The sequence below is a fragment of the Corynebacterium sp. HMSC070H05 genome (genome assembly GCF_001837615.1).
In the GTDB taxonomy this organism is placed as follows: Bacteria; Actinomycetota; Actinomycetes; order Mycobacteriales; family Mycobacteriaceae; genus Corynebacterium; species Corynebacterium coyleae.
Genome location: NZ_KV833284.1, coordinates 1 through 26,148 on the forward strand (window position 1 = coordinate 1; position 26,148 = coordinate 26,148).

A 26,148-nucleotide genomic window follows, 5' to 3' on the forward strand; every position below is an offset into this window, starting at 1 on the left:
CTGGACCACCTACATCAGATCAGACACACCGTCACGGCGTGCACGACGGAAGCGTGAGGGGTTTAAGACTCCTCGTCCGGGATGTCTGTTACGCGGGGTGTTAAACGGGCTCGGTCTGCAAGAATCCGGCGGTCAATCTGCTTCATGGTCTCGACCAGTTTTGCATCAGCTTCGGCTAGATTGTCGGATTCCCGACCAGCATTAAATAGCTCGTAGCGTTCTTTGGCTAGTCTGTTGGCCTCTTCGCGCGAGATTCTTCCGCGATCCTTCAACGGCTCGAAGCCATTGAATTCAATAAACGAATCGGTCTTCTCCAACCAATCCTTCATGTAGATAGGGCTTCTCATACGAGTCTGGAGGTCTGCATATTCCAAAAACTGGGAAACTAGCAGGTTGAGTGTGGTGAGCTCGGAATTTGTTAGATAGTTTTTTGCGGTGGTTACATCACCTTTCCGTACCACTTTCCCCTTGAAAGTGGATAACCCCAGGTTGTCGGCTCCGGGGTCGCAACGTGTCGCAATGATTTCTGAAGCAGTTTGACCGGTAACTGCGTAATGGAGTTTGTCCTGAATCCAGCTGAAAATCCCGCGTGTTTTGGGACTATCTTTGTTGTAGTCCGTAGCAAGCGCGACAATGTCTCGTAGTCTGAGGTAGAGGCGAGCTTCGGAGGATCGAATATCCCGGATTCGCGCGAGTAGCTCGTCGAAATAATCGGTTCCGCGGGGGTCTTTGAGCTTTTCGTCGTTGAGGACGAAACCTTTTCTCAAATACTCCTGGAGTATTTCACTGGCCCAGCGTCGGAACTGATTTCCTCTTGGTCCTTTAACTCGGTAGCCGACAGCAACAATCGCATCCAGATTGTAATGTTTGAGTGTTCGCGAAACATCGCGATCTCCTTCAGATCGAACTATTTGAATTTCTTTAATAGTTCGATCCCTGCTCAGCTCGTTTTCGGCGTAGATATTCTTGAGGTGAATGCTCACGCTTGCCGGAGATATATCAAAGAGATCTGCGACTTCACTTTGAGTCATCCATACTGATTTGTCGACAACTCGCAGATGGACTTCCGTTAATCCGTCCTCGGTCTGGTAGATGACAAACTCGCCGTGATCCGTCGAGTCTAATTTGACCGTCCGCTGATCCATTTCGCCCCCAAAAATAACCAGTGCCTTGGAGCCGGCGACGGGAATCGAACCCGCACTCTCAGCTTGGGAAGCTGATGTTCTACCACTAAACTACGCCGGCAGCTTTTACGACTTTAGCACTGCAGGAACCGGCTCCAAAAACCGGGCAAGGGGTGGGGAAGTACACTCTGTGTCGTGCTGCTTTCAGATCACGACATTCGCGAATCCATTGACTCCGGCCACCTCGGCATCGACCCCTTCGATCCGTCGATGGTCCAACCGAGTTCGGTTGACGTGCGCCTGGATAAGTTCTTCCGAGTCTTTAATAACTCGAAGTACACGCACATTGATCCGAAGCAGGAGATGCCGGACCTGACAACGCTCGTCGAGGTTTCCGACGACGACGCCTTCGTCCTTCACCCCGGCGAGTTCGTCCTCGCCTCCACGCTGGAATGCTTCACGCTGCCCACCGACCTCGCCGGGCGTCTCGAGGGCAAGTCCTCGCTGGGCCGCCTGGGTCTGCTGACCCACTCCACCGCGGGCTTCATCGACCCGGGCTTCTCCGGACACATCACGCTGGAACTGTCTAACGTGGCCAACCTGCCGATCACACTGTGGCCCGGCATGAAGGTCGGCCAGCTCGCGCTGTTCAAGATGACCTCCCCGGCTGACACTCCGTACGGCTCGGGTGCGCTCGGCTCGAAGTACCAGGGCCAGCGCGGCCCGACACCGTCGAAGGCGTATCTGAACTTTCAGTAGGGCTGGTGGTGCATCGTCTAGCTAGACGGTCCGAACTGCTAGACGATCCACCCGCCTTGTCTGCGTTTCCCCAGGTCATGTTGAAGATGGTTTGCAATAAGGTGTGAATCGTCTAGCAGCCTGCCGAGGGAACTAGACGATCAACCCCACCACCGCGCTCACCCTGCAGTGCCAACACCGTCACGGCATAATGGCCACCATGCGACTGACTGTGATCGGCACTGGTTATCTTGGCGCGACGCACGCGGCGTGCATGGCGGAGTTGGGCCACGAGGTGCTTGGCGTCGACGTGGACGAGCACAAGATCGAGGCGCTGAAGAACTCCAAGGTTCCGTTCTACGAGCCTGGCCTGCCGGAGGTGCTGGAGCGTAACATCGACGCAGGTCGCCTCAGCTTTACGACGAATTACGACGAGGCTGCCGCCTTTGCCAACGTGCACTTCATCGGGGTGGGTACACCGCAGCAGCGCGGGTCGTATGCGGCGGATACGCGTTATGTCGAGGCGGTTATCGACGACCTCGTGCCCAAACTGCACGGCCACCACGTGATCCTGGGTAAGTCCACCGTCCCGGTCGGCACGGCCGCCGCGCTGCAGGAACGCGCCGACAAGCTCGCCGCCGACGCTGGCGGTCGCGCCGGCCGAGGTGCGACCGTCGAAATCGCCTGGAACCCGGAGTTTCTGCGTGAGGGATACGCCGTCAAGGACACGATCGAGCCGGACCGGATCGTTCTCGGTGTGCGAGGCGCAAGCGCCACGCACGGAGAAAGCCAAGCCGAAGCCGTCGCCCGCGAGGTGTACGCCAAACCGCTGGCCAACGGCACCCCGTTTATCGTCACCGACCTGCAGACGGCGGAGTTGGTGAAGGTGTCGGCGAACGCGTTTTTGGCCACGAAGATCTCGTTTATCAACGCGGTGAGCGAGGTCTGCGAGATCGTCGGCGCAGACGTGACCCAACTCGCAGACGCGATTGGTTACGACGACCGCATCGGCCGCAAATTCCTCGGCGCCGGCCTCGGCTTCGGCGGGGGTTGCCTGCCGAAGGACATCCGTGCGTTCATGGCGCGCGCCGGCGAGGTCGGCGCGGACCAGGCGCTGACCTTCCTGCGTGAGGTAGATGCGATCAACATGCGACGCCGCCAGCGCGTGGTCGACATGGCGCGCGAGGAGCTCGGCAGCCTGATCGGGCGCAACATCACGGTGCTGGGTGCAGCGTTTAAGCCGAACTCGGACGACGTGCGCGACTCGCCAGCCCTCGCCGTCGCGGGCCAACTCTCCCTGGCCGGCGCGAACGTCACCGTCTTCGACCCGCAGGCGATGGACAACGCCCGCAAGGTCTTCCCAACCCTCGATTATGCCGACACGCTCGAAGAGGCGCTGCGCGGCGCGGAGCTGACCATCCTCGCTACCGAATGGGGGCAGTTTAGGGAGATGGATCCGGAGTGGGTTGCTGGGGTCGTCGAAAAGCAATTGCTTATCGACGCCCGAAACGTCCTGGACGTGCAACAATGGCGCAATGCCGGATGGGAAATGCGGGCGCTCGGACGCACCCTCTAGTCGACGAAACCGCGTGCCTGTCAACAACTACAGATTATTAAGGCATGATGGGGCGCATGCCTAAGGACAAGTCAGGAAACTTTGCCAAGGTCGCCCTCGGCAGCGTCGCAGCGGCGTTGGGCGGCGTGGCCATCCACGACCTCACTCAGACCAAAAACCCGGTCCTGCGCAACTACCCCGTACTCGGGCACATGCGCACCCTGCTCACCGACATCGGCCCCGAGCTGCGCCAATACTTCATCGAGCGCGACTGGGACGGCCGCCCCTTCAACCGCGATCAGCGCAACGCAATTTACGAACGCGCAAAGGGCATGCAAAGCGAAACGTCCTTCGGCACCGTCCAGGACGTCTACGCCACCAACCACGAACACCTCGTACATACGCTCGCGCCTGTCGACGAACCCGCCGAACCGCCCCGCACCCTCATCGGTGGCAAGGACTGCACCCAGCCGTACTCCATTTCGATGCTGAACGTGTCCTCCATGAGTTTCGGCTCCCTGTCCAAAAACGCCGTACGCTCCCTGAACAAAGGCGCAGCCATGGGCGGCTTCGCCCACAACACCGGCGAGGGCGGCATCTCCCCGTACCACAAGGAATTCGGCGGCGACCTTGTCTGGCAGATGGGTACCGGCTACTTCGGCGCCCGCACACACGACGGCGACTTCGACCCCGCTAAGTTCCGCGACCGCGCCGCCGACGACCAGGTCAAGATGGTCGAACTGAAAGTCAGCCAGGGCGCCAAGCCAGGCATCGGTGGCGTGCTGCCAGCCGACAAGATCACCAAGGAAGTCTCCGAAATCCGCGACGTGCCCATGGGCAAGGACTGCATCAGCCCCGCAGCCCACCGCGTGTTCAGCACCCCTGTCGAACTCATCGAATTCATCGCGAAGATGCGCGAACTGTCCGGCGGTAAACCGGCGGGGTTCAAGTTGTGTGTGTCGAGTCGTCGAGAAGTACTTGCCATTTGCAAGGCCATCCGCGAGGTCGGCACCGCACCCGACTTCATCGTCGTCGACGGATCCGAAGGCGGCACCGGTGCCGCCCCCATCGACTTCGAAGACCACATGGGCATGCCACTGACCCACGGCTTGATGACCGTGCACAACGCACTCGTCGGCACCGGCCTGCGCGACCAAATCAAACTCGGCGCGTCCGGCAAAGTCGCCGGCGGCTCCGACATCGTCATGCGCATGATCCAAGGCGCCGACTACACCAACTCCGCCCGCGCCATGATGATGGCCGTCGGCTGCATCCAGGCACAACGCTGCCACACCGGCGAATGCCCCACTGGCGTCGCCACCCAAGACCCGCGCCGCAACCGCGCCGTTGTGGTCAAGGACAAGTCCCAGGCGGTGTACAACTACCACAAGACCACCGTCAACACCGCCGTGCGCCTCATGGCCTCCATGGGAGTCACCGACCCGGCCGATCTCACCCCCGAGATGCTGCGCCGCAACATCTCCCCAACCGAGTCCCGCTCCTACGCCTCCATCTACGAATGGCTGCGCCCGGGCCAGCTGCTCGAAGACCCGCCGTCATCCTGGACCGCCGACTGGAAGGCCGCCTCGCCGGATACCTTCCGCCCGGTGTAGGTGGGGTGCTACGCCCGTAGCAGGCGGGCGTGCAAAATAGTTCCCGACCTCAGTGCGAAACTGGGAACTTTCTTGCCTCAACGGCGTGCTGACCTGGGGGAATGCCGGTGAGGAGAGGTCGAAGACCCCAAATAGTTCCCGGACGGGGAACTATTTTGCGGGGGCTGCAGAGGCCATCAGGTCAGATCATCGATGGAAACTTCCCTGTCAAGGTTCATACGCTCACAGAAGTCTTCGTCGTGGCTGACGAGAAGAACCGCACCTGCATAACTCTCAAGAGCGGAGACAAGCCAGTTCACGGTTGAGATATCGATGTTGTTGGTGGGCTCGTCGAGAAGCAATAGCTGCGGAGCAGGCGACGAAAGAAGAACACGGGCAAACTCAACACGGAAACGCTCACCACCCGAAAGCGTTCCAATAGGCGCGTGCACAGTCTCATTCTGAAACAACAGTTGCGCGAGTTGGTCCCGAATATACTGCGGGTCAGCAGACGCGTTGGCCTCCGAGACCAATTCCAAAACTGACCGGTTGGGGTCGAGAACAATGCGCTGTCGGAGGTACCCCACATTCCCAATCACATACCCCGCGCTACCGTCTGCAACAGAGTTGAGCAGGGTCGTCTTTCCGCTGCCGTTCGGCCCAGTGATCCGGACACGCTCGGGGCCCACAACAGTGAGCCCTGGGATTTCCATAACACGGGTTCCGTTCGGAAGCGCCGTACCGGGAAGCTCAATGAACACATGTTGATCGTCGCGAACCTTGTCTTGCGCGTGCCGATACGCAGCGAGAGACGACTCCACAGACTCGGCATGAGCCGCACCACGCCGAGCAGCAGTCTTCTCCGACCGATCCTTGTCCAGCCCCATCGCCATGCCAGGTTTGCGTTTATTAGCCGCGAACTTTTTTCCGCGACGAGCGTCCCGAGCAATGCGAGTTTGCATCGCCTCACGCTCCCGAACCTGCCTACTGTGAACCGCCTTCTTGTCCCGCACCTCCCGCATCGCTGCATCCTGTTCGCTGGCCAGGGTTTCGCGGTAGGCGGAGTAGTTGCCGGGGAAAAGACGTAGCTTCCCGTCGTGAAGTTCTGCAATTTCGTCCACGGAATCCAACAAGTCGCGATCATGACTCACCACAATTGCAGGAACAGTGGATTTGGAAAGAGAACGGATCAGCTGGGCTTTTGCTTCCGAATCGAGGTTGTTTGTTGGCTCGTCCATCACGATGAAATCGGGGTTGTCAGACATGAGCGCAGCTAGTGCAACACGAACAGCCTCTCCACCGGACATGGTGGACAGCGGCCTGTCCAAGTTGAGCGGGAGGCCGTGAGCGGACAGCACAGCCTGAGTCTCTTCGGCGGCATCCCACCGGTCACCAATGAGCTCGAACAATTCGGGATTGAACTGGCCACCTTCGACGGCGTTGATTGCCTCGATGATTTCGGTAACCCCAAAGACGTCCGAAACCGTAGTGTCCGGTTGCAGTCCAAGATCCTGAGGTAGGTAAGCGACTTTCGACGGGCGTTCGACCGAACCAGTGCTCGGCTGTAGCTCGCCGAGAATGACCCTGATCAGAGTCGTTTTTCCGGAACCGTTATCGCCGATCAAGCCGGTCAGGTGACTTGAAAATATGGCATTCAAGTCCGAGAAGCAGGAGGTTCCGTTAGGCCACTCGAGGGAGACGTTATTTAGGGTAATAGGCATGCTCATTCAACTTTCTGTTTCGTGTTAGGCGGAAACACGGAACATGAGCACGGCCTACTCCTTCCTTCGGGGATAATTCCTCGCCGATACTATGGCAGCGTCCGTTTGGGGTCAAGGGGTTTGTGCTGCTGTAAGTCGGGGTAGGTGTCGGCCACTCACAACCCCTCGCGGCTGACAGATTGCGGCGGAATCTGTCAGCGACCGGCATCGCGCCTGGTCAGAAATTGGCCCTGACAGATTTTGTGGAATCTGTCAGGGAACGCGCCTTAACGCCCGTAGCCGGCGGGCGTGCAAAATAGTTCCCGGCCTCAGCGCGAAACCGGGAACTATTTTGTCTCAACGGGGTGCTGACCTGGGGGAATGCCGGCGAGAAAGGGTCGAAACCCCCAAATAGTTCCCCGGCCGGGAACTATTTTCGGAAAGCGGCGCCCAACCGCCAACCGCCAACAACCCCTAGTGCTGGTGGTAGTCCGCCAGGAAGTTGCCCAGTCGCTCGATGGCGTTTTCCAACTGGGACGCCCACGGCAGGGTGACCACGCGGAAGTGGTCGGGGGTGGGGTAGTTGAAGCCGGTGCCTTGGACCATGAGGATCTTCTCGGATTTGAGGAGGTCGAGCATGAAGCGTTCGTCGTCGTGGATGTTGTACATTTCGGCGTCGATTTTGGGGAAGCAGTACAACGCACCCTTGGGTTCGACGACGGAGATGCCGGGGATTTCGCGCAGTTTGCGGACAGCGATGTCGCGCTGTTTGCGTAGGCGGCCGCCGGCGCCGGTGAGTTCGTAGATGGACTGGCGGCCTCCCAACGCGACCTGGATGGCGTGTTGGCCGGGCACGTTGGCGCACAGGCGGGTACCCGACAACAGATCAAGCCCTTCGATGAATCCCTTGGCGCGGCGGCGCGGGCCGGTTACGACCATCCATCCGGCGCGGTACCCGCAGACGCGGTACGCCTTGGACAGGCCGTTGAAGGTGATGCAGAGGAGGTCGGGGGCGACTTCGGCCATGGAGATGTGCTTGGCGTCGTCGTAAAGTACGCGGTCGTAGATTTCGTCGGCAAGGACCATGAGCTCGTGCTCGCGGGCGATGTCGGCGATGCCTTCTAGGATCTCGCGGGAGTAGACGGCGCCGGTGGGGTTGTTGGGGTTGATGACCACGATCGCCTTGGTGCGGTCGGTGATCTTCGAGCGAATGTCTTCCAGGGATGGGTTCCAGTTGTCCTCTTCGTCGCAACGGTAGTGGACGACGTTGCCGCCGGCGAGCGTGGAGGCGGCGGTCCACAGCGGGTAGTCGGGGGCGGGGATGAGGATTTCGTCGCCGTCGTTGAGCAGGGCTTGGGTGACCATGCTGATCAGTTCGGACACGCCGTTGCCGAGGTAGACGTCGTCGATGTCGAAGTGCGGGAAGTCTTCGATCATTTCGTAGCGGGTGACCACTGCGCGGCGGGCGGAGGTGATGCCTTTGGAGGTGGTGTAGCCCTGGGAGGTGGGCAGGTTGGCGATCATGTCGCGCATGATCACGTCGGGCGCCTCGAAACCGAAGACGGCGGGGTTGCCGGTGTTGAGTTTCAGGATGGTGTGCCCGTCACGTTCCATTTTTTCAGCGGTGGCGGTGACGGGGCCGCGGATGTCGTAGAAGACGTTCTTGAGTTTTTCCGCCTGGTCGAAATGGCGGTGCGGTTTCAGTGGCTCGCTCATGGGTTACCACTGTAGGCCGGGTCTACTTCCGGCGGAAGCGATTGACGGTGTCTTGCGCGATGTTGAGCGCGTCGTTGGTCATTTGGTTGATTTGGTCTTTGCGTTGTGCGCGCATGAGGGCCTGCTGGTGGACCTGGGCGGCTTCGATTTCGAGTTGTCGGCGTTTGATTTCTTGGCGGCGCTGTTGTTCGAGTTGGCGCAGGCTGGGGGTGTACCAGGAGTCGGGCCCAACCTTCATTACGTAGAGCAGGATGAACAGGGTGGGGATGATCAGTAGCGACAGGCCGGACATCACGTTTGCGTTCACCGCTTCGAAGAGGCCCACAAGCCCGATGGAGCCGATGGTGCCGAGCCAGAACACGCCGGCGCGGGTGCGGCGCCCGGAGCGGCGTGCCTGCATGATTTCGGCTTGGCTGTACAGGACCGCATCGTCGGACACTTGCTTATCGACGACCCCACCGCCCCGGCCCGTCGGCAAATCCCCCAAAATCGGCTGCAGGTCCTGCTGCGTTTGGGCCTCGGCGACGGCTTGGCACCGGTTGTCAAACTCGGCCATGTCCAACCGGCCTTCGCCGAGCGCGCGGCCGAGGATGTCCATGGCGTCCATGCGCTCTTGGTCGCCGATGCGGAAGTTGCCGTAAGGGGTGCTCATGGACGTGATGTTAGTTCAATGCGTGCCACTGTTCGTCGATACCTGTGGTGCCGTCGGCGAAGCGCTGCTTTGTGGTGTCGTAGACCTCCTCGGGCAGCTGGTAGAAGTACACGCGCGGCATGACTGCTTCGGCGTTGTCGAGGTAGGTGGTGACAAACTCGCCGACGTTGTCCTTCTTCGCCGATTCCGCGTTGACGTAGATGAACAGCGGGCGCGACAGGGGGTAGTTGCCGCTCTTGGCTTCGTCGGCGGTGGGGGCGATGCCGTCGACGAGTACGTTGTCGATCTTGTTGCGAACCGTGCCCTCGGTGGCTAGGTAGTTGCCGATGCCCATGAAGCTCAGGCCGTTGACGTCTTCGGAGACCCACGTGGACAGTTCTTGGATGTCGTCGCTGGATTGGTAGTCGTCGCGGATGGTGTCGTCGCCAAGCACCATGTCCTCGAACACACCGAGGGTGCCGGAGCCGGCGGGGCGGCCGTAGAGGTTGATGGTCTCGTCCGGCCAGGATGGGTCGATGTCGGACCAGGTGGTGACGGTGGATTCCTTCGACCAGATGTCGTGGAGTTGCTCGACGGTAAGGTCGGTGGCCCAGTCGTTGTCGGCGTGTTTGACGATGGTGATGGCGTCCAGACCTATCGGCAACTCGAAGAAGTCCACGCCGGCCTCGGCGCATTGTGCCTGGTAGTCGATGGAGGATTCGCTGCCGGGAATGGCGACGGAGGCGTCGTTGATGTCGGCGTCACCGGCGCAGAACTTGTCAAAGCCGTCGGTCGAACCGACCGCCTCGAGCTCGGCGTCGAAGTTGTAGCGGTTGAGCATGTAGCGGGTGATGGGCTCGACTGTCGACGAGCCCGTGATGGTGAACGCCTCGCCGGAACCGGAACCCGAGCCGGAACCGGCGCAAGCGCCCAGCGTCAGCGCCGTCGCGGCCGCGAGCGCGGCGGTGAGGGTTTTACGCATCGTTGTGACCCTTTCGCATTTCGACGCGGAACTCGCGAAGCAGTTTGAACAGGCTCGACCAGGACCCTTGCGCGTTGGCCCAGTATTCGGGGAAGTTCTCCAACTCTTCTTCCTGCTCTGGGGTGACGTTCGGGTTGACCTTCTTGTAGCGCGCGTGGTGGTCGGTGTCGGCGTCGGTGTCGTCGCTAAGCAGTGTTTGGTTGGTGGCGTGGCGGGCGGCGAGCTCGTCGCGAAGTTCTGCGGCGGTTTCCTCGAGCTCGTTGAGCAGCGCCACAAGCGCGTTGTCGGGCGCTTCGTTCTGGATAAGTTCCTGCGCCATGGGCGACAGGTCTGGCGTCTGGTTCGCGTCGGTCATGGTGCTGCTCCTTAGGTGAGCGCGTTGGAGATGAAAACGGCGAGGATTGGGATGGCGAAGAACACTCCGCCGATCCAGAGGAAGACGTAGAGCTTGTTCTTCACGGCAAGGCCGGCGAGCCAGTCGGAACCGGCCGGCGGCAGTTTGGTCAGGAACGGGATGCCAAGGATGACGGCTGCGGCGCACACGTTGAACAGGGTGTGCACCAGCGCGCCGGCCATGGCGGCTTCAGCGTCCGCGCCGGAGACAGCGAACGCGGCGATCAGGCCGGTGACGGTGGTGCCGATGTTCGCGCCGACCACGAACGGGAACAGCGTGCGGACCTCGAACTTGCCGGAGGCCGCCAGCGGCACCGTCAGTGCGGTGGTGGTGGAGGAGGACTGCACCAGGGTGGTGATCACGGCGCCGGAGAGCAGACCAACAAACGAGTTCTTACCCAGCGCGGCGTAGAGGATCTCTTGGGCCTTGCCCACCAGCAGGGCGTTGAGCAGGTTGCCGATGAACTGGATGGACCACAGAATCAGTGCGATGCCGACGATGGACAGGACGATGCCGCCCCACATATCCCCAAGCGGTTCGACCAGGCTGCCGGCCAGGGCAACGAGCGGTTCGGTGATGGTGTCCAGCCCGTCGCCGATGGCCTCGAAGGCACCGGCGACAACACCTTCGCCCTGGCCGCTCAGCGACGGCGCGATCGCCGACGCGGTGCGCGACAAGAAGCCGGTGAAGATCTCCAGCGGGAAGAAGATCAAGATGGCGATGAGGTTGAAGAAGTCGTGCACGGTCGCCATGGAGAAACCGTTTTTGAACTGGGTCTTGTTACCCGCCAGGCCGAGCGCGACCAGGGTGGAGGTCACCGAGGTACCCATGTTGGCGCCGAAGAGCATCGGTACCGCAATGCTCAGCGGCAGGCCGCCGGCGATCATGCCGACCACAATCGAGGTGGTGGTCGACGACGACTGAATAATCGCCGTGGCCACCACACCAATGGCAAGGCCGACGAACGGGTTCTCGGCAAACGAGAACAGTTCCTTGGCCTGGTCGCCGGCAACCATTTTGAAGCCGTCACCGATCATGCCCACGCCGTTGAGCAGCAGCCAAACGCCGAGCGCTACGGCGATCCAGTTCGCGGCCTGCTTGGCGGCGCCGTCCAGAGACAAAAAGCCCAGTGGATCCTTGGGAGCGTCATCCTTCCGGGTGGCGGTGTTCTCTGCCGGCGCTTCTTTGAGCGCGATGCCCCCGCCCGTTGCGTTGCTGTTCATGATCACCCGAGTGACCGTATACGGGCGGGGTTCAATCCAGGTGACGTCTGGGTGAACGCTGGGAGAACTTTCTAGTCTTCTCCGAACTGGGATTGGTGCAGTTTCCAATACGCGCCTTGCTTTGCGACGAGCTCAGCGTGACTGCCCTGCTCCACAATGGCGCCCTTTTCCATGACGAGAATGGTGTCGGCGCCGCGGATCGTCGACAAGCGGTGTGCGATGACGAACGAGGTGCGGTTGGAGCGCAGCGCGTTCATCGCCTGCTGGACCAGGACCTCGGTGCGGGTGTCCACCGAGGAGGTGGCTTCGTCGAGAATCAGCAGCGCAGGCTGGGAGAGGAACGCGCGCGCGATGGTGATCAGCTGGCGCTCACCTGCGGAGATAGACCCGCCGTCTTGGTCGACGATGGTGTCGTACCCCTCTGGCAGTGCGCGCACGAAACGGTCCACGTAGGTGGCCTTCGCAGCTTCGATGACTTCCTCGTCGGTGGCGTCGAGGCGGCCGTAGCGGATGTTTTCCATGATCGTGCCCTTGAACAGCACGGCGTCTTGCAGCACCATGCCGATCTGGCTGCGCAGCTCGGCGCGAGGCATGTCTCGGATGTCGGTGCCGTCGATGGTGATCGCACCTGCGTCGACGTCGTAGAACCGCATGATCAGGTTCACCAGCGTGGTTTTGCCGGCGCCGGTGGGGCCAACGATCGCGGCGGTCTGGCCCGGTTCGACGCGTAGGTTCAGGTGCTCGATGAGCGGGGGAGCGTCGCTGCGATCCGTCCCGTAACCAAAGGAGACGTCGTCGAACTCCACCAGGCCTTCGACGCGCTTGCCCTTGCGGTCCGGGGCCTGGTCTTCGGGTTCCTCCTCAGCGTCGAGCAGTTCGAAGACGCGCTCAGCGGATGCGACGCCGGATTGCAGCATCTGCATCATGCCGGCGATTTCGCCGAGCGGCTGGTTGAACTGGCGGGAGTACTGGATGAACGCGGTGGCGTCGCCAAGCGTGAGGCGACCGGAGGCGACCTTCACACCACCGAGCACCGCGATGGCCACGTACGACAGGTAGGAGACGAACTGCATGATCGGATGCATCGAGTTGGCCAGGAACTGCGCCTTCTGGGCAGCGCCGGCGAGTTCCTCGTTGCGTTCGTCGAACTGTTCGCGCAGCTGGTCGGTGCGGCCGAAGATGACCGCCACGTCGTGGCCGGAGAAGGACTCCTCCACATGCCCGTTGACGTCGCCGGTGGCCCTCCACTGGGTGGTGAACTGCTGCTGCGAGCGCGTACCTACAACCGCCATGGCCAGGCCGGTCAGCGGGATGGCAAGCAGGGCAACAAGCGCTAGCTGCCAGGAGATGGCGAACATCATGACCAGGATGCCCACCACGGTCAGCATCGCGTTGAACAGCGAGGACAACGACTGCTGCAGCGCTTGCTGGACGTTGTCTACGTCGTTGGTGGTGCGCGACATGACGTCGCCACGCTGGCGGGTATCAAAGTAGGACAGCGGCAGGCGGTTGATCTTCGCCTCAACCCGTTCGCGCAGGCTGAACACCGCCCGGATGGATAGTTTGTTCAGGATCGCGCCCTGGGCCCACATCAGCACCGCAGAGGCCAAGTACAGCGCCAGGATCAGCACGATCAGGTCGCGGAGACGGTCAAAGTCGATGCCGTTGCCCGGGGTCAGTTCCATCGCGCCGGCCATGTCCGCGAACCGATCCTGGCCGGCCGCCCGCATCGCTTCGACGGCTTGTTCCTTGGTGGTGCCGGGCGGGAGTTGCTTGGACACCACGCCGGAGAAGATCACGTCCATGGCACGACCCATCACGCGAGGTGCAAGCACGCCCAACAGGACAGACAGGGCGTTCATGACAAACACCGCCGTCAGCGCCGCCTTGTAGGGGGCGAGCAGCCCAAGGAGGCGTTTCGCGGACGGCCAGAAGTTCTTCGCCTTGCGCGGCGCCTTGCCGGAGTAGTCGTCGCCGGCCATTTTCGCTTCGTATTCGGCGAGTTGCTCGTCAGACAACTCGGTCATCTGCTCACTCATGCGTCCACCTCCGCCTGGCTACGTTCGATCTGACGGTAGGTCTCGGACTGCGCCAGCAGTTCCTCGTGGGTTCCGCGGGCGACGATGCGCCCGGCCTCCATGACCAAGATCTGATCCGCATTGCGTATCGACGCCACCTTCTGCGCCACCACAATCACCGTCCGCTCCTGAACCGTCTCGCGCATCGCGGCGTTCAGGTTTGCCTCGGTGGTGGCATCCAGCGCGCTAAATGAGTCGTCGAACACATACACCTTCGGATCCGCCACCAGCATCCGCGCAATGCACAGACGCTGGCGCTGACCACCGGAAACGTTCGTGCCTCCCTGGGAGATCGGCATGTCCAGATCTTCCACGAACGACGCCTGCGCGGTCCGCAGCGCCGCCCACAGTTCCGCATCGGTCGCCTCAGGGTTGCCCATGCGCAGGTTCGACGCCACCGTTCCCGAAAACAGCCACGGTTTCTGCGGCACCATCGCCACCGCCCGCACGAGATCCGCGCGAGGGATGGTGGTCACCGGGGTGTCGTCGATAAGCACATGCCCTGACGTGGGCGAATACAGCCGCGGCAGCAGGCCCACCAGCGTGGTTTTGCCGCTGCCGGTCGCGCCGATGATCGCCGTGGTCGTGCCCGGACGCGCCTCAAACGAAACCTCCTCCAGCACGGGCTTTTCCGCGCCGGGGTAGGTGTACGAGACATCCTCGAAGCGCACGACGCCATTGCTTATCGACGACCCCACCGTCGCCGGCGCCTTCACCTCATGCCCAAGCACCTCCTCGATGCGATCCGCGCAGACAATCGCGCGCGGCAGCATCATGAGCATGAACACGCCCATCATTACCGCCATGAGGATCTGCATCAGGTACTGCATGAACGCGGTAAGCGAACCGACTTCGACCAGGCCGTCGTCCACACGATGCCCGCCAAACCACAGCACCGCGGCCGTGGCCAGGTTCAGGATCAACATGATCGCCGGGAACATCGTCACAAACACCCGGCCAATGTTCAGGCTTAACTTGGAGATGTCCTCGTTCGCCTCCGTGAAACGCTGCGCCTCGAAGCCCTCGCGGCCGAACGCACGCACCACACGAATGCCGGCGATCTGCTCACGCAGCAAACCGTTGATGTTGTCCAGCTTCGACTGCATCTTGCGGAACATCGGCATCAACAGGGCCGCAGTGATACCGACGACCACGGTGAGTACCAACACCGCCGTGACCACCAGCCACGACATCCCCGCGTCCTGACGTAGCGCCATGACGATGCCGCCGATAGCCATGATCGGCGCCGCCACCATGAAGTTCATGAACAGCAGGAACGTCATTTGTACCTGCTGCACGTCGTTCGTCCCGCGCGTGACCAAGGTGGCCGTGCCGAAATGCGACATGTCCTCGTGGTCGAAGTCTGTCACGCGCTCGTACACCGCCGCGCGGATGTCTCGGCCCGTTTTCATCGCGGCCTTGGATGCGAACCACGTCGCCCCGATCGCCGCTGCGACCTGCACCAACGCGACAACCAGCATCGTGCGTCCGACCCGCCAGATGTACGGAACGTCAGCCTGCGCGACACCGTTATTGATGATGTCCGCGTTCAGATCCGGCAGGTACAGCGTGGCCAGGGTGGTGACCAGCTGCAGCACGATCACCAGCGCAATCGTTGGTGCGTAGCGTTTGCCAAACCTCGCGGTTAAGCGGATGAGATCCACGTGGGTGCCCTTTCTGTAGGTAACTGGGCAAGTGTAGACGCTTCTGACTACATGGCGATATCGGGATTTGCGCGGTGCACCGTTGTAAAACCCCAGGTCGCAGCTCGGCGGTTGGGGCAAAACCCGATATCGGGTTTTGGGCTGTGGGGGGCCGCTACGGTCCGCGGGGTGCGTCATGTCGATTTTGCAACAAAAAATCGACACGTCGCGCGTACGTGTTTATTCTTTCGACATGACCGGAAACACAGCGGCGTTCGACCCTGCGAAGCCGTACAACGATCTGCCGCCGCTGCCACCACAGCACACGCTTGAGACCGCAAAGGTGCTCAAGGCTGTTATCGACGCCCGCAGCGAACTGGCCGCCCTCAACACCGCATGCCGGTTGATCCCGAACCCGGAGATCATCACCTCCACGATCCCGTTGCGTGAGGCGCAGGCATCGACAGAGATCGAAAACATTGTGACCACGAACGATGAGCTGTTCCGGGCTCAGTGGAGCATCGATCCGGAGCCTACGCCGGCAACCAAGGAAGCGCTGCGCTACCGCGATGCTCTGCGGCGCGGCGTGGACCTGATCGCGGATAGGCCGGTGTCGGAGAAGGTTGCGGTTGAGGTGTGCTCGACCCTGCAGGGTGGGCAGGCCACGCTCCGCTCAACACCGGGTACCTACATCGGCGACCCGGTCACGGGCACGCGCGCATACACCCCACCCGAAGGCCTCGACGTGCTGCAACGCCACCTTTCGGCGTGGGAACGCTACATCTACTCGGACCACGGGTTGGATCCGCTGGTGTTGATGGCGGTGACGCATTACCAGTTCGAAGCTATCCACCCGTTTTACGACGGCAACGGCCGCACCGGCCGCATCCTCAACATCTTGTTGTTGCTGCAAGAGAAGGTGTTGTCACTGCCGGTGCTGTATCTGTCAGGGACGATCGTCGATAGGAAAGCGGAGTATTACCGGCTGCTGCGCGCGGTCACCGCAGACGGTGGGTGGGAGCAGTGGATCCTGTTCATGGTCAACGCGGTGACTGAGTCGGCCCGGAGCACAAGCTTGCTTATCGACGACCTCCGCACGCTCCAGGACACCACCACCGCCCGTGTCCGCGAAACCGGCATCTCGCCAGCAGCCGAACTGGCGGAGCTGCTGTTCGTTCAGCCGTATGTCCGCATCACGGACGTGATCGATGCGGGACTGGCGAAGCGGCAGACAGCATCGATGTGGCTGTCGCAGCTGGTCGAGGCCGGCATCCTCGAAGAACAGAAGGCGGGGCGGTCGAAGGTGTTTCTGAACACGGCAGCGCTCGAGGTACTGACCCGACGCTAACCCCCGATATCGTCTTTTACAGGGTGCGCCGTTGCAAAACCCCAGGTCGCGTCTCGCCGATCGGTGCAAAAGGCGATATCGCTTTTTGGGCTGTGGGGGCCGCTACGGTCCGCGAGGTGCGTCATGTCGATTTTGCATCAAAAAATCGACACGTCGCGCGGACGTGTCGATTCGGTGTACATGACGGCGTTACTCGCCGGCGCGGGAGTGACCCAGCATGTCTTCCCACTCGACGATCTTCTTGCGCTCACGCGGGAAGGTCGCGTCGGCGGCGCCGAGGGCGCGCTCGGCTTCGTCGAGCTTGTACCAGCCGGCCCAGGTGGCGTAGTCGATGCCGCGCTCGCGAAGCAGGTCGAGGATCTCGTCCTCGCCGGTGTGGGCCGGGGTGGCGAGCTTGCCGGCGTCGGCGTCGGCGATGAGCATGTCGGTGGTTTCCTTCGCATCCGACTTGGTGTTGCCGATCAGGCCGACCGGGCCACGCTTGATCCAGCCGGTGACGTAGAGCTTCTCCTCCGGTGCGGCACCCTCTTCGGCGGTGACCAGGACGCGGCCGCCGTCGTTCGGGATGACATGGCGCTCAAGGTCGAAGGGGACGCCCTCGACCGGCTCGGAGCGGTAGCCAACGGCGTGGTAGACCTGCTGGACCGGCCAGTCGGTGAACTTGCCGGTGCCACGGATGCCACCCTTGCCGTCGAGTTCCTGGCGCTCGGTGCGCAGGCCGGTGATGTTGCCGGCGTCGTCGGTAAGCACCTCGACCGGCTCCTCGAAGAAGTGGATGTAGATCTTGTGCGGGGAGTCGTCCGGCTCGCGCATGGCGTACTGCTCAAGCACCTGGCAGTTGAGGTCGATGGACTTGTCGGCGCGACGGACCTCTTCGGAGAGCTGGTCGTAGTCGATGTCCTCCGGGTCGACGAGCACCTGGATGGTGTCGGACTCGTCGAGTTCGCGCAGTTCCTTCGGGGTGAACTTCGCCTGGGCGGGGCCGCGGCGGCCGAACATGTGGACGGTCTCGGCCTGGTTTTTCTTCAGGGACTCGTAGACGTTGTCCGGGATCTCGGTGACGGCGAGCTCGTCAGCGGTCTTGGCCAGCACGCGGGAGATGTCCAGGGCGACGTTGCCCACGCCGATAACGGCGACTTCCTTGGCCTCGAGGTTCCAATCGCGCTCGAAGCGCGGGTTGCCGTCGTAGAAACCGACGAACTCGCCAGCGCCGATGGACTTGTCGCCGCCCGGGATGAGCAGTTCACGGTCGCGTACAGCGCCGGTGGAGAGGACGACGGCGTCGTAGTAGTCGCGCAGCTCGTCGATGGTGATGTCGCGGCCGACGGTCACGTTGGCGATGAGGCGCAGCTTGTCCTTGTCCAGCACGTTGTGCAGGGATTTCACAATGCCCTTGATGCGCGGGTGGTCGGGCGCAACACCGTAGCGGATGAGGCCGAACGGGGCGGGCATCTGCTCGAAAAGGTCGACGTGGATGTCGTGCTCTTCGTTGCGGATGAGCAGGTCAGAGGCGTAAATGCCGGCGGGGCCGGCGCCGACTACGGCGACGCGCAAGCTCATGGGTGATGGTCCTTTCGCAAAAGGGGGATTTTCTCGTTGGCCGTTATTATAGCGCATAGACAGAGCGGTCTTAAAGTTTTGGCGATTTACATTCGTGTCCGCAGGGGTGCTTAAAGCTGGCCCGTAGACAAACATTCAATGCATTACATTCACGCGCTTAACCGGCAGTTTCGGCGTTTTGGTTGTGCTAGACAGGCCGGTACGGCATGCTTGCCCATCAACACCGAAATGAACAGCATCGCCGAACCGACCGGTCTACTTTTTGGAGGGCCCGTGACTGCACCAACGAAAACCGCGAAACCGCGCGCAAAGAAGCCGCAGGGGCAATGGCTTATCGACGGCACCGCGCCGCTCAACCACGATGAAGAAATCAAGCAGGCGTCCCCGGTCCTCGACGTGAAGCAGCGTGTGATCGATACCTATTCCAAGGGCGGCTTCGACTCGATCGATCGCGAGGACCTGTACCCGCGCTTCAAGTGGCTTGGCCTGTACACCCAGCGCAAACAGAACCTGGGTGGCGAGTTCACCGGCGAGGACAACAAGGTGCTTGAGGACAAGTACTTCATGATGCGCATCCGTTTCGACGGCGGCATCTGCTCCACCGCGCAAGCCCGCGCCGTCGGGGAGTTGTCCCGCGATTACGCCCGCTCCACGGTGGACCTGACGGATCGGCAGAACATCCAGTTCCACTGGGTGCGCATCGAGGACGTCCCGGCGATCTGGGAGATGCTGGAGGCGAACGGCCTGAACACCTGGGATGCCTGCGGGGATGTGCCGCGCGTGATCCTGGGCTCGCCGGTGGCCGGCATTGCCAAGGACGAGATCATCGACGCCACGCCCGCGATTCGGCAGATCCAGGAGATCGTTACCGCAGAGGAGTTCCAAAACCTGCCGCGCAAGTTCAAGTCCGCGATCTCCGGCAACGCTCGCCAGGACGTGGTCCACGAGATCAACGACCTCGCCTTCATCGGCGTCGAGCACCCTGAACTCGGTCCCGGCTTCGAGTGCTACGTGGGCGGAGGCTTGTCGACGAACCCGATGCTGGCACAATCCCTCGGCGCCTTTGTCACCCTCGAGCAGGTCCCGGACGTGTGGGCGAACGTGGTGCGCATCTTCCGCGATTACGGCTACCGTCGCCTGCGCAACCGCGCCCGCCTGAAGTTCCTGGTCGCGGAGTGGGGTGTGGAGAAGTTCCGCCAGATCCTCGAGGAGGACTACTTGGGGTACAGGCTCCCGGACGGCCCGCACGCCCCGAACAATCTGGTGGACCGTGACCACATCGGCGTGCACGAGCAGAAGGACGGCAACCTGTACATCGGTGTGAAGCCGACGCTTGGCCACATGTCGGGCGAGCAACTCATCGCCCTGGCTGACCTGGCGGAGAAGTACGGCGTGACGGATCTGCGGTTCACCCCGTTCAAGGAGGTCCTGCTGCTCGGGGTTGCGCCAGACACCGCAGCAAACCTCCAGGCGGACCTGGAGGAGATGGGCCTGTACTCCAAGCCCTCCGAATTCCGCCGCGGCCTGCTGTCGTGCACTGGCCTGGAGTACTGCAAGTTGGCGCACGTGACCACCAAGTCCCGCGCCATCGAACTCGCCGATGAGTTGGAGGAGCGCTTCGGGGACCTGGACTCGCCGATCACCATTTCGCTCAACGGTTGCCCGAACGCCTGCGCCCGCCACCAGGTCTCCGACATCGGTTTGAAGGGCCAGATGGTGGATAACGGCCACGGCGAAAAGGTCGAAGGCTTCCAGGTGCACCTTGGCGGCACGATCGGCGAGGGCGCGAACTTTGGCCGCAAACTGCGTGGTCACAAGGTGTTGTCCAGTGAGTTGACGGAGTATGTGGCACGGGTGGTGCAGCGTTTCGTCGATAAGCGTGAAGGCGCTGAGACATTCCGCGACTGGGTCGCGCGCGCCGACGAGGAGGACCTGCGATGAGCTTTCGCCGCGAACCAAACCCGAACCGCAACTTTCCTACCTTCTGCCCGTACTGCGGCGGCGAGGATCTGTGGCCGAACGAACAGACCGAATTCGCGTGGAAGTGCTGCGAGTGCCTCCGCGTATTCGAGGTGAAGTTCCACGGCCAGGACGACCCCGAAGCCGCGCCGTCGAAGGCGCCATCCACGGAAGAGGCGCTGCAGGCCTCGCTCGCACGCCACGGCCACACCGGCGCATTGAAAGGCAACCAATGATCAACCTGCTCAACCAGTCCAGCAACTTCCGCGACCCCGAGGTCAGCCCAAAGGGGCCGAGGCGGACATCGCCGCTGCCACACAGGGTGGCGCAGCAAAACGCATTGCTTGTCGACGACTGGGCCGCAAAACTCCACAACGCCCCCGCCCCCGAGATCCTCCAGTGGGCGAACGAATACGCGCCGGGCCCACTGGTGGTCACCCTGTCCATGGAAAACACGGTGCTCGCCGAACTGGCCGAGCGCCACCTGCCCGGCGCGGACTTTCTGTTCCTGGATACCGAGTACCACTTCCCGGAAACCCTGGAGGTGGCCGACCAGGTGGAGGCGCGCTACCCCTCACACCGCCTGGTGAGAGCGAAGGCGCAACTGACCCGCGCACAGCAGGACGAGACGTACGGGCCGAACCTGTACCTGCGCGCCCCGGGCGCGTGCTGTCGCATGCGAAAGGTCGAGCCGCTGGCGGTGCATATGAGCCCGTACGCCGGCTGGATCACGGGGCTGCGCCGCGCCGACGGACCCACCCGCGCCGACGCGCCAGCACTGAGCCTGGATGCGACCGGACGGTTGAAGATCTCCCCGCTGGTCACCTGGTCCCTGGAAGACACCGCCGCATTCGAGCGCGACAACGACCTGATCATCCACCCGCTGACCCGACAGGGCTACCCCTCCATCGGTTGCGCCACCTGCACCCTGCCCGTGGCGGAAGGGGACGACCCACGCGCCGGACGGTGGGCGTTTGCCACCAAGACAGAGTGCGGCCTGCACGAATAGCCGAGAAGCGCAACAACCGGACAACAAGGAGCAACACAATGACGCAAGCAACGGCAACGGCAACGCAGCTATCGCCGCACCTGAAGGATTTAGAAAACGAGTCGATCCACATCATCCGTGAGGTGGCGGGGCAGTTCGACAAGATTGGCCTGCTGTTTTCCGGCGGGAAGGATTCCTGCGTGGTGCTGGAACTCGCGCGCCGCGCGTTCTACCCGGCTAAGCCGCCGATTGAGCTGCTGCACGTGGATACGGGGCATAACTTCCTGGAGGTGATTGAGTTCCGGGATGGTGTCGTCGATAAGCATGGGCTCCGTCTGCGAGTCGCCCACGTGCAGGATTGGATCGACCGCGGTGACCTGCAGGAACGCCCTGACGGCACCCGTAATCCGCTGCAGACCGTGCCGCTGGTGGAAACCATCGCGGAGGTCGGATACAACGCCGTGCTGGGCGGGGCGCGTCGCGACGAAGAGCGTGCCCGCGCCAAAGAACGCGTCTTCTCCGTCCGCGACTCCTTCGGCGGATGGGACCCACGCCGCCAACGCCCCGAACTGTGGGACCTATACAACGGCGCAACCCTGCCCGGCGAAAACGTCCGCGTCTTCCCAATCTCCAACTGGACCGAAGCCGACGTGTGGGAATACATCGGCGCGCGAGGCATCGAACTGCCATCCATCTACTACGCCCACGACCGCGAAGTGTTCGGCCGCGACGGCATGTGGCTCACCCCCGGCGAATGGGGAGGCCCCCGCGACGACGAACAGCTGGAAACGCGCCGGGTGCGCTACCGCACCGTCGGCGACATGTCCTGCACCGGCGCCGTCGACTCCGACGCAGAAACGATCGACGAGGTCCTCGTCGAGATCGCCAACTCCACTCTGACCGAACGCGGCGCAACTCGTGCCGACGACCGCCTGAGCGAATCCGCCATGGAAGACCGCAAGAAGGAAGGCTACTTCTGATGACCGCCCCAACCATCGCCCCCGCTGCCGCTGAAACCGGCGCCTCTGCCGAGACCGCCACTGCCGCGCTGTCCGCCCGCGAGACGCTGCGTCTGTGCACCGCTGGCTCCGTCGACGACGGCAAGTCCACCTTCGTCGGCCGCCTGCTGCACGACACAAAGTCGGTGCTTGCCGACCAGCTCGCCTCCGTGGAACGTACCTCCGCCGACCGCGGCTTCGAGGGGCTGGACCTGTCGCTGCTGGTTGATGGCCTGCGCGCCGAGCGCGAGCAAGGCATCACCATCGACGTGGCCTACCGCTACTTCGCCACCGACAAGCGCACGTTCATCCTCGCCGACACGCCCGGCCATGTGCAGTACACACGCAACACCGTCACCGGCATGTCCACCTCCCAAGTGGTGGTGTTGCTTGTCGACGCCCGCAACGGCGTCGTCGAACAAACCATCCGCCACCTCACCGTGGCCAAACTGCTCGGCGTGCGCACCGTGATCCTAGCGGTGAACAAAATCGACCTCGTTGACTACTCGCAGCAGCGTTTCGACGAGATCCGCACCGAGTTTGACGCCAAAGCCGCAGCATTGGGTATCGAAGACCCCCACGTGGTGCCGATCTCCGCGCTGCGCGGCGATAACGTCGCGGAGCGCAGCGACGCGACGCCCTGGTACACCGGCCCGACCGTGCTCGAGCTGCTGGAGAGCATCCCCGTGCAGCGCGGCCGCGCCGATGACCTGGACTTCCGTTTCAACATCCAGGTCGTGCTGCGTGAACACGCCTCCGACTACCGTGCGTACGCCGGCCGCGTCAACGCCGGCTCCATCGCGGTTGGCGACGAGATCCTCGCCCCCTACGGCCGCACCACCACCGTTGCCGGCATCGACACCGCCGACGGACCCGTGGACACCGCCCATGCTGGCGACTCCGTAGCGCTGCGGCTGACCGACGACATCGACCTCACCCGCGGTGACCTGCTGGCCTCCGGCTCGCGCCCTGAGGACGTGCGCGAGTTCGATGCCACCGTCGTCGGCCTCAACGAGAAGGACCTGCGCGCAGGCCAGGCCGTGAAGCTCCGCATCGGCACCGCGTTCGTCCGTGCCCGCGTGGCCAGCGTGGATCGCGTCCTGGACATCGACGGCGCCGAGGGCGACAACACCGCACCCGAGGCGGTTGCGCTCAACGACATCGCACACGTGACCATCCACACCGCCGACGAACTGCCCGTCGAGCAGTACGCCGCCCGCGGTGCGGTGGGTAACTTCCTGCTCGTCGATCAGTCGAGTGGCAACACGCTGGCGGCTGGGCTCGTCGGAAAGCGACTGCGGTAAAAACAATGACCGCGCTGATCACCCTCTCCCACGGCTCGCGACACCCCCGCGCCAAGGAAGGCATCCGCGCGCTCACCCAAGCCGCGGCCGCGCAACTCGGCGTGGAGTGGGCCGACGCCCACCTGGAGTTCGACACACCGACCCTCGCCGAGGCAGCTGCCTCCTTATCCTCGTCGCGCGCGATTGTGGTTCCGCTGCTGTTCACCCGCGCATTCCACGCCAAAATCGACGTGCCGCGCCACCTCGCCGAAGCCCGCCAGCACTGCGACCTCGTGCTTGCTGAGCCGCTCGGTACCGGCAGCGACATCGCCGATGTCCTTGCGCGCCGCTTGCGTATCGACGACCCCACCGCCACCCACGCAACCCTTTTCCCAGTCGGCACCTCCAACCCTGAACAAGCCGCCAACTACGACCGCCTCGCCGCCAAAGTGGCCAAGCGTGCCGGGGTGGAAACGGCAGTGGTGTCGGCGACGCGTGGTCAGCGGCGCTTCACAGATACGCATGTGCTCCCACTGTTTGTCACCCACGGAACCCTGCTCGACCGGATCCCAGACCACCTGCCGGCATCCGGGCCGCTGACCACAGACCTCGCGCGGATCGTCGCCAACCGATACCGCGCCGCCGAGAAAGGCGCCTGACATGTACAAACTCGAAACACTGCTGCTCATCGCAGTCGCAGGTCTTGCCGCACAACTTGTCGACGGCGGCCTCGGCATGGGCTTCGGCGCCACCTCTTCCACCATGCTCATCGCGCTCGCCGGTATTACCCCGGCCGCTGCCTCCGCCGTCGTCCACACCGCGGAGCTGGGCACCACACTCGCCTCCGGCGTAGCCCACACGCGCTTCGGCAACGTGGACTGGCGCACCGCCTGCGCGATCGGCATCCCCGGCGCCATCGGGGCGTTTCTCGGTGCAACCGTGCTCGTGCGGCTTTCCACCGAAGCGGCACGTCCGGTGATGTCGCTGATCCTCGCGCTAATCGGGCTGAACCTCATGCTGCGCTTCGCCCGGGGGCTCACCCAACGCAAACTCGCCGCGAAGCCTCACTCGCGCGGCTTTCTCGCAGGCCTCGGGCTCTTCGGCGGATTCATCGACGCCACCGGCGGCGGAGGCTGGGGACCCGTCACCACCTCCACGTTGCTTACCGCAGGGCGTGCCGAGCCGCGCCGCATCGTCGGCACCGTCAACACCGCCGAGTTCCTGGTCACCCTCGCCGCAACACTCGGGTTCGCGGTTGGGATGTGGCGTGACCTCGTCGCAAATCTCGCGGGCGTGCTGGCTCTGCTCATCGGTGGCGTCATCGCCGCGCCCATCGGCGCGTGGATGGTCAGCCGTATGAACCCCATCGCGCTCGGCGGCGTCGTCGGCACCCTGATCGTGCTGCTGAACCTGCCCGTCGTCTTGTCGTATGCCGGCATGACCAGCGGACTCTGGGTCGTCCGCTTGCTTATCGTTGCAATCGGAGCCGCCCTCTCCTGGCGAGGCATCCAACGCGCCCGCGCCAACTCCCGCGCCGCATCCGAGCGCGAAGGCGCAACAGTGGTGGAGCCACAGCCTGCCCGCATACGATAAGCAACTATGTCTGATTTGCTCATCGTTGCAGCCATGAAAGAAGAAGCCGCCGACATCATGTCCGGGGGCGACCACGAAGTACTCATCACCGGCATCGGCACCCTGCCCGCCGCGATTGCCCTGACCCGCCGCCTCTCCGAGGGGCCGCTGCCGTCGCGCGTGATCAACGTCGGCACGGCAGGCGCGCTTGTGGACCTCGCCCCCGGCGTCTACGAGATTTCCGACGCCGTCAAGCACGACTTCAAAGTCGGCGGCACCTCCGACATCACCGACTTTGTCTACCCACGCTGGTTCACCTTCGAACCCCTCACCGACCTGCCGAAAGCCAAACTGGCCACCGGTGATGCGTTTGTGAACCGCTCTGATCTTCGCGACGAGCTCGCCAAGGAATGCCAACTCGTCGACATGGAGGGCTACGCACTCGCTGCCGTGTGCTCCACCTTCAACGTTCCGCTGACCTTGCTCAAGCAGGTTTCGGACTCCGCCGACGAAGGCGCCTCCGCCATCTGGGAAGCAGCCCTTGAGCGCGCCCGCGTGGAACTCGAAGAAGCCCTGCGTGAGCACCTTCGCTGAAGACGCGGGCATTTCGCTTGACGACGACCCCACGTCCCTCTTCCAGCTCCTCGTCCTGTGCATGCTGCAAGCGAAGCCCATACGCGCCACCGTCGCCGTCGACGCCGCACGCGGACTGTTCGACGCCGGCCTGACCTCACCATCTGCACTGGTTGAAGCGCCGCGCTCGCAATTGATCCGCATCTTCGGCGCCGCCGGCTACGCCTGCGCAACCATGCTCGCCCGCGAGGCGCAGGGGGTGTGGCCGGAGTTGGCGCCGGTCTTCGACAAGAAGGCACTGCAGGGGGCCGCGAAGTTGGGACTGCCGGAGGACCCGGAGCAGCTCGCTTCGCACGCCCGGTCCGAGGGTGTTGCCTTGCCCGCTTTCGCTGCCCACCTAGTCAAAGTGGCCCTCGGCGTTGAATGATCGGTCGTGGCAGGCGGATCGTCTAGCTAGACCTTGTCATGTCTCATGACTTTTTGGACATGGA

At 62.8% G+C, this 26,148-nt stretch carries 23 protein-coding genes and 1 tRNA gene; 13 read left to right on the forward strand and 11 right to left on the reverse strand.

Annotated elements, in window-relative coordinates; genetic code table 11:
* Positions 1-62: 62 nt before the first annotated feature.
* Both rhuM and HMPREF2617_RS01915 read right to left on the reverse strand, forming a co-directional pair.
* Positions 63-1,145 carry a RhuM family protein gene (rhuM, locus tag HMPREF2617_RS01910; protein ID WP_070815725.1) on the reverse strand — a complete coding sequence of 361 codons (1,083 nt, stop codon included), beginning with the start codon at positions 1,143-1,145 and terminating at the stop codon, positions 63-65.
* A gap of 26 nt (positions 1,146-1,171) precedes the next feature.
* Positions 1,172-1,245 (reverse strand) — tRNA-Gly (locus HMPREF2617_RS01915).
* A 74-nt stretch (positions 1,246-1,319) separates the two neighbouring features.
* Here HMPREF2617_RS01915 and dcd point away from each other — a divergent pair.
* The 3 genes from dcd (at position 1,320) to HMPREF2617_RS01930 (ending at position 5,030) form a co-directional block, all read left to right on the forward strand.
* The gene (gene dcd, locus HMPREF2617_RS01920) at positions 1,320-1,883 is read left to right on the forward strand and encodes a dCTP deaminase (protein ID WP_070839432.1); all 564 of its coding nucleotides are present in this window, start codon (positions 1,320-1,322) and stop codon (positions 1,881-1,883) included.
* Between the two features lie 199 nt (positions 1,884-2,082).
* Positions 2,083-3,438, forward strand: a complete 1,356-nt coding sequence (locus HMPREF2617_RS01925; protein WP_070839506.1) for a UDP-glucose dehydrogenase family protein — start codon at positions 2,083-2,085, stop codon at positions 3,436-3,438.
* Positions 3,439-3,494: 56 nt separating this feature from the next.
* Positions 3,495-5,030 carry an FMN-binding glutamate synthase family protein gene (locus tag HMPREF2617_RS01930; RefSeq protein ID WP_246821671.1) on the forward strand — a complete coding sequence of 512 codons (1,536 nt, stop codon included), beginning with the start codon at positions 3,495-3,497 and terminating at the stop codon, positions 5,028-5,030.
* A gap of 176 nt (positions 5,031-5,206) precedes the next feature.
* Here HMPREF2617_RS01930 and HMPREF2617_RS01935 read toward each other — a convergent pair whose 3' ends face one another.
* The 8 genes from HMPREF2617_RS01935 to HMPREF2617_RS01970 all read right to left on the reverse strand — a co-directional run bounded on the left by HMPREF2617_RS01935 (position 5,207) and on the right by HMPREF2617_RS01970 (position 15,397).
* Complete coding sequence (locus tag HMPREF2617_RS01935) at positions 5,207-6,730, reverse strand: ABC-F family ATP-binding cassette domain-containing protein (RefSeq protein ID WP_070839509.1); 1,524 nt, start codon at positions 6,728-6,730, stop codon at positions 5,207-5,209.
* 453 nt (positions 6,731-7,183) lie between these two features.
* Positions 7,184-8,425, reverse strand: a complete 1,242-nt coding sequence (locus HMPREF2617_RS01940; protein ID WP_070839438.1) for a pyridoxal phosphate-dependent aminotransferase — start codon at positions 8,423-8,425, stop codon at positions 7,184-7,186.
* Between the two features lie 22 nt (positions 8,426-8,447).
* Entirely contained in the window at positions 8,448-9,077 is a 630-nt protein-coding gene (locus HMPREF2617_RS01945) for a DUF1707 SHOCT-like domain-containing protein (protein ID WP_070839441.1), read from the reverse strand.
* A gap of 10 nt (positions 9,078-9,087) precedes the next feature.
* Complete coding sequence (locus HMPREF2617_RS01950; RefSeq protein WP_070839452.1) at positions 9,088-10,038, reverse strand: substrate-binding domain-containing protein; 951 nt, start codon at positions 10,036-10,038, stop codon at positions 9,088-9,090.
* Positions 10,031-10,393: a hypothetical protein gene (locus HMPREF2617_RS01955; RefSeq protein WP_070839455.1), complete on the reverse strand. Its 363-nt coding sequence runs from the start codon at positions 10,391-10,393 to the stop codon at positions 10,031-10,033. Before HMPREF2617_RS01955 ends, HMPREF2617_RS01950 begins: the two co-directional genes overlap by 8 nt.
* Positions 10,394-10,404: 11 nt before the next feature.
* Positions 10,405-11,655, reverse strand: a complete 1,251-nt coding sequence (locus tag HMPREF2617_RS01960) for a Na/Pi symporter (RefSeq protein ID WP_070839512.1) — start codon at positions 11,653-11,655, stop codon at positions 10,405-10,407.
* A 71-nt stretch (positions 11,656-11,726) separates the two neighbouring features.
* The gene (locus HMPREF2617_RS01965) at positions 11,727-13,694 is read right to left on the reverse strand and encodes an ABC transporter ATP-binding protein (protein WP_070839458.1); all 1,968 of its coding nucleotides are present in this window, start codon (positions 13,692-13,694) and stop codon (positions 11,727-11,729) included.
* On the reverse strand, positions 13,691-15,397 hold the full coding sequence (locus HMPREF2617_RS01970) for an ABC transporter ATP-binding protein (protein ID WP_070839461.1): 1,707 nt from the start codon (positions 15,395-15,397) through the stop codon (positions 13,691-13,693). Before HMPREF2617_RS01970 ends, HMPREF2617_RS01965 begins: the two co-directional genes overlap by 4 nt.
* 232 nt (positions 15,398-15,629) lie before the next feature.
* On the opposite strand from HMPREF2617_RS01970, the gene HMPREF2617_RS01975 reads away from it, so the two are divergent.
* Entirely contained in the window at positions 15,630-16,724 is a 1,095-nt protein-coding gene (locus HMPREF2617_RS01975) for a Fic family protein (protein ID WP_246821672.1), read from the forward strand.
* Between the two features lie 189 nt (positions 16,725-16,913).
* Here the strand turns inward: HMPREF2617_RS01975 and HMPREF2617_RS01980 are convergent, their stop codons facing one another.
* Positions 16,914-18,284, reverse strand: a complete 1,371-nt coding sequence (locus tag HMPREF2617_RS01980) for an FAD-dependent oxidoreductase (protein ID WP_070839468.1) — start codon at positions 18,282-18,284, stop codon at positions 16,914-16,916.
* 228 nt (positions 18,285-18,512) lie between these two features.
* Here HMPREF2617_RS01980 and HMPREF2617_RS01985 point away from each other — a divergent pair, with 228 nt between their 5' ends.
* Genes HMPREF2617_RS01985 through HMPREF2617_RS02025 form a run of 9 tightly spaced genes read left to right on the forward strand, consistent with a single transcriptional unit; the run spans position 18,513 to position 26,084 of the window.
* On the forward strand, positions 18,513-20,225 hold the full coding sequence (locus HMPREF2617_RS01985) for a nitrite/sulfite reductase (protein WP_070839515.1): 1,713 nt from the start codon (positions 18,513-18,515) through the stop codon (positions 20,223-20,225).
* Positions 20,222-20,479 (forward strand): hypothetical protein, encoded by a 258-nt coding sequence (locus HMPREF2617_RS01990; protein ID WP_070615496.1) that lies wholly within the window; start codon positions 20,222-20,224, stop codon positions 20,477-20,479. The genes HMPREF2617_RS01985 and HMPREF2617_RS01990 overlap by 4 nt, the downstream gene beginning before the upstream one ends.
* Positions 20,476-21,252: a phosphoadenylyl-sulfate reductase gene (locus tag HMPREF2617_RS01995; RefSeq protein ID WP_070839472.1), complete on the forward strand. Its 777-nt coding sequence runs from the start codon at positions 20,476-20,478 to the stop codon at positions 21,250-21,252. The genes HMPREF2617_RS01990 and HMPREF2617_RS01995 overlap by 4 nt, the downstream gene beginning before the upstream one ends.
* A 38-nt stretch (positions 21,253-21,290) precedes the next feature.
* Entirely contained in the window at positions 21,291-22,211 is a 921-nt protein-coding gene (gene cysD, locus HMPREF2617_RS02000) for a sulfate adenylyltransferase subunit CysD (RefSeq protein WP_070839480.1), read from the forward strand.
* Entirely contained in the window at positions 22,211-23,533 is a 1,323-nt protein-coding gene (locus HMPREF2617_RS02005; protein WP_070839483.1) for a sulfate adenylyltransferase subunit 1, read from the forward strand. Before cysD ends, HMPREF2617_RS02005 begins: the two co-directional genes overlap by 1 nt.
* A 5-nt stretch (positions 23,534-23,538) precedes the next feature.
* Positions 23,539-24,171 (forward strand): sirohydrochlorin chelatase, encoded by a 633-nt coding sequence (locus tag HMPREF2617_RS02010; protein ID WP_070839494.1) that lies wholly within the window; start codon positions 23,539-23,541, stop codon positions 24,169-24,171.
* A 1-nt stretch (position 24,172) separates the two neighbouring features.
* A complete protein-coding gene (locus HMPREF2617_RS02015) occupies positions 24,173-25,105 on the forward strand; it encodes a sulfite exporter TauE/SafE family protein (RefSeq protein WP_070839497.1) in 933 nt (310 codons plus the stop codon).
* A gap of 6 nt (positions 25,106-25,111) precedes the next feature.
* The gene (locus HMPREF2617_RS02020; RefSeq protein WP_070839500.1) at positions 25,112-25,678 is read left to right on the forward strand and encodes a nucleosidase; all 567 of its coding nucleotides are present in this window, start codon (positions 25,112-25,114) and stop codon (positions 25,676-25,678) included.
* Entirely contained in the window at positions 25,662-26,084 is a 423-nt protein-coding gene (locus HMPREF2617_RS02025) for a hypothetical protein (RefSeq protein WP_070839503.1), read from the forward strand. The genes HMPREF2617_RS02020 and HMPREF2617_RS02025 overlap by 17 nt, the downstream gene beginning before the upstream one ends.
* Positions 26,085-26,148 lie beyond the last annotated feature (64 nt).

What these genes read in the sequence shown, in the direction of transcription:
- rhuM (WP_070815725.1), bottom strand. Translation starts at nt 1,145, where the DNA reads ATGGATCAGCGGACGGTCAAATTAGACTCGACGGATCACGGCGAGTTT.
- HMPREF2617_RS01925 (WP_070839506.1), top strand. Translation starts at nt 2,083, where the DNA reads ATGCGACTGACTGTGATCGGCACTGGTTATCTTGGCGCGACGCACGCG.
- HMPREF2617_RS01930 (WP_246821671.1), top strand. Translation starts at nt 3,495, where the DNA reads ATGCCTAAGGACAAGTCAGGAAACTTTGCCAAGGTCGCCCTCGGCAGC.
- HMPREF2617_RS01935 (WP_070839509.1), bottom strand. Translation starts at nt 6,730, where the DNA reads ATGCCTATTACCCTAAATAACGTCTCCCTCGAGTGGCCTAACGGAACC.
- HMPREF2617_RS01940 (WP_070839438.1), bottom strand. Translation starts at nt 8,425, where the DNA reads ATGAGCGAGCCACTGAAACCGCACCGCCATTTCGACCAGGCGGAAAAA.
- HMPREF2617_RS01945 (WP_070839441.1), bottom strand. Translation starts at nt 9,077, where the DNA reads ATGAGCACCCCTTACGGCAACTTCCGCATCGGCGACCAAGAGCGCATG.
- HMPREF2617_RS01950 (WP_070839452.1), bottom strand. Translation starts at nt 10,038, where the DNA reads ATGCGTAAAACCCTCACCGCCGCGCTCGCGGCCGCGACGGCGCTGACG.
- HMPREF2617_RS01955 (WP_070839455.1), bottom strand. Translation starts at nt 10,393, where the DNA reads ATGACCGACGCGAACCAGACGCCAGACCTGTCGCCCATGGCGCAGGAA.
- HMPREF2617_RS01960 (WP_070839512.1), bottom strand. Translation starts at nt 11,655, where the DNA reads ATGAACAGCAACGCAACGGGCGGGGGCATCGCGCTCAAAGAAGCGCCG.
- HMPREF2617_RS01965 (WP_070839458.1), bottom strand. Translation starts at nt 13,694, where the DNA reads ATGAGTGAGCAGATGACCGAGTTGTCTGACGAGCAACTCGCCGAATAC.
- HMPREF2617_RS01975 (WP_246821672.1), top strand. Translation starts at nt 15,630, where the DNA reads ATGACCGGAAACACAGCGGCGTTCGACCCTGCGAAGCCGTACAACGAT.
- HMPREF2617_RS01980 (WP_070839468.1), bottom strand. Translation starts at nt 18,284, where the DNA reads ATGAGCTTGCGCGTCGCCGTAGTCGGCGCCGGCCCCGCCGGCATTTAC.
- HMPREF2617_RS01985 (WP_070839515.1), top strand. Translation starts at nt 18,513, where the DNA reads ATGAACAGCATCGCCGAACCGACCGGTCTACTTTTTGGAGGGCCCGTG.
- HMPREF2617_RS01990 (WP_070615496.1), top strand. Translation starts at nt 20,222, where the DNA reads ATGAGCTTTCGCCGCGAACCAAACCCGAACCGCAACTTTCCTACCTTC.
- HMPREF2617_RS01995 (WP_070839472.1), top strand. Translation starts at nt 20,476, where the DNA reads ATGATCAACCTGCTCAACCAGTCCAGCAACTTCCGCGACCCCGAGGTC.
- cysD (WP_070839480.1), top strand. Translation starts at nt 21,291, where the DNA reads ATGACGCAAGCAACGGCAACGGCAACGCAGCTATCGCCGCACCTGAAG.
- HMPREF2617_RS02005 (WP_070839483.1), top strand. Translation starts at nt 22,211, where the DNA reads ATGACCGCCCCAACCATCGCCCCCGCTGCCGCTGAAACCGGCGCCTCT.
- HMPREF2617_RS02010 (WP_070839494.1), top strand. Translation starts at nt 23,539, where the DNA reads ATGACCGCGCTGATCACCCTCTCCCACGGCTCGCGACACCCCCGCGCC.
- HMPREF2617_RS02015 (WP_070839497.1), top strand. Translation starts at nt 24,173, where the DNA reads ATGTACAAACTCGAAACACTGCTGCTCATCGCAGTCGCAGGTCTTGCC.
- HMPREF2617_RS02020 (WP_070839500.1), top strand. Translation starts at nt 25,112, where the DNA reads ATGTCTGATTTGCTCATCGTTGCAGCCATGAAAGAAGAAGCCGCCGAC.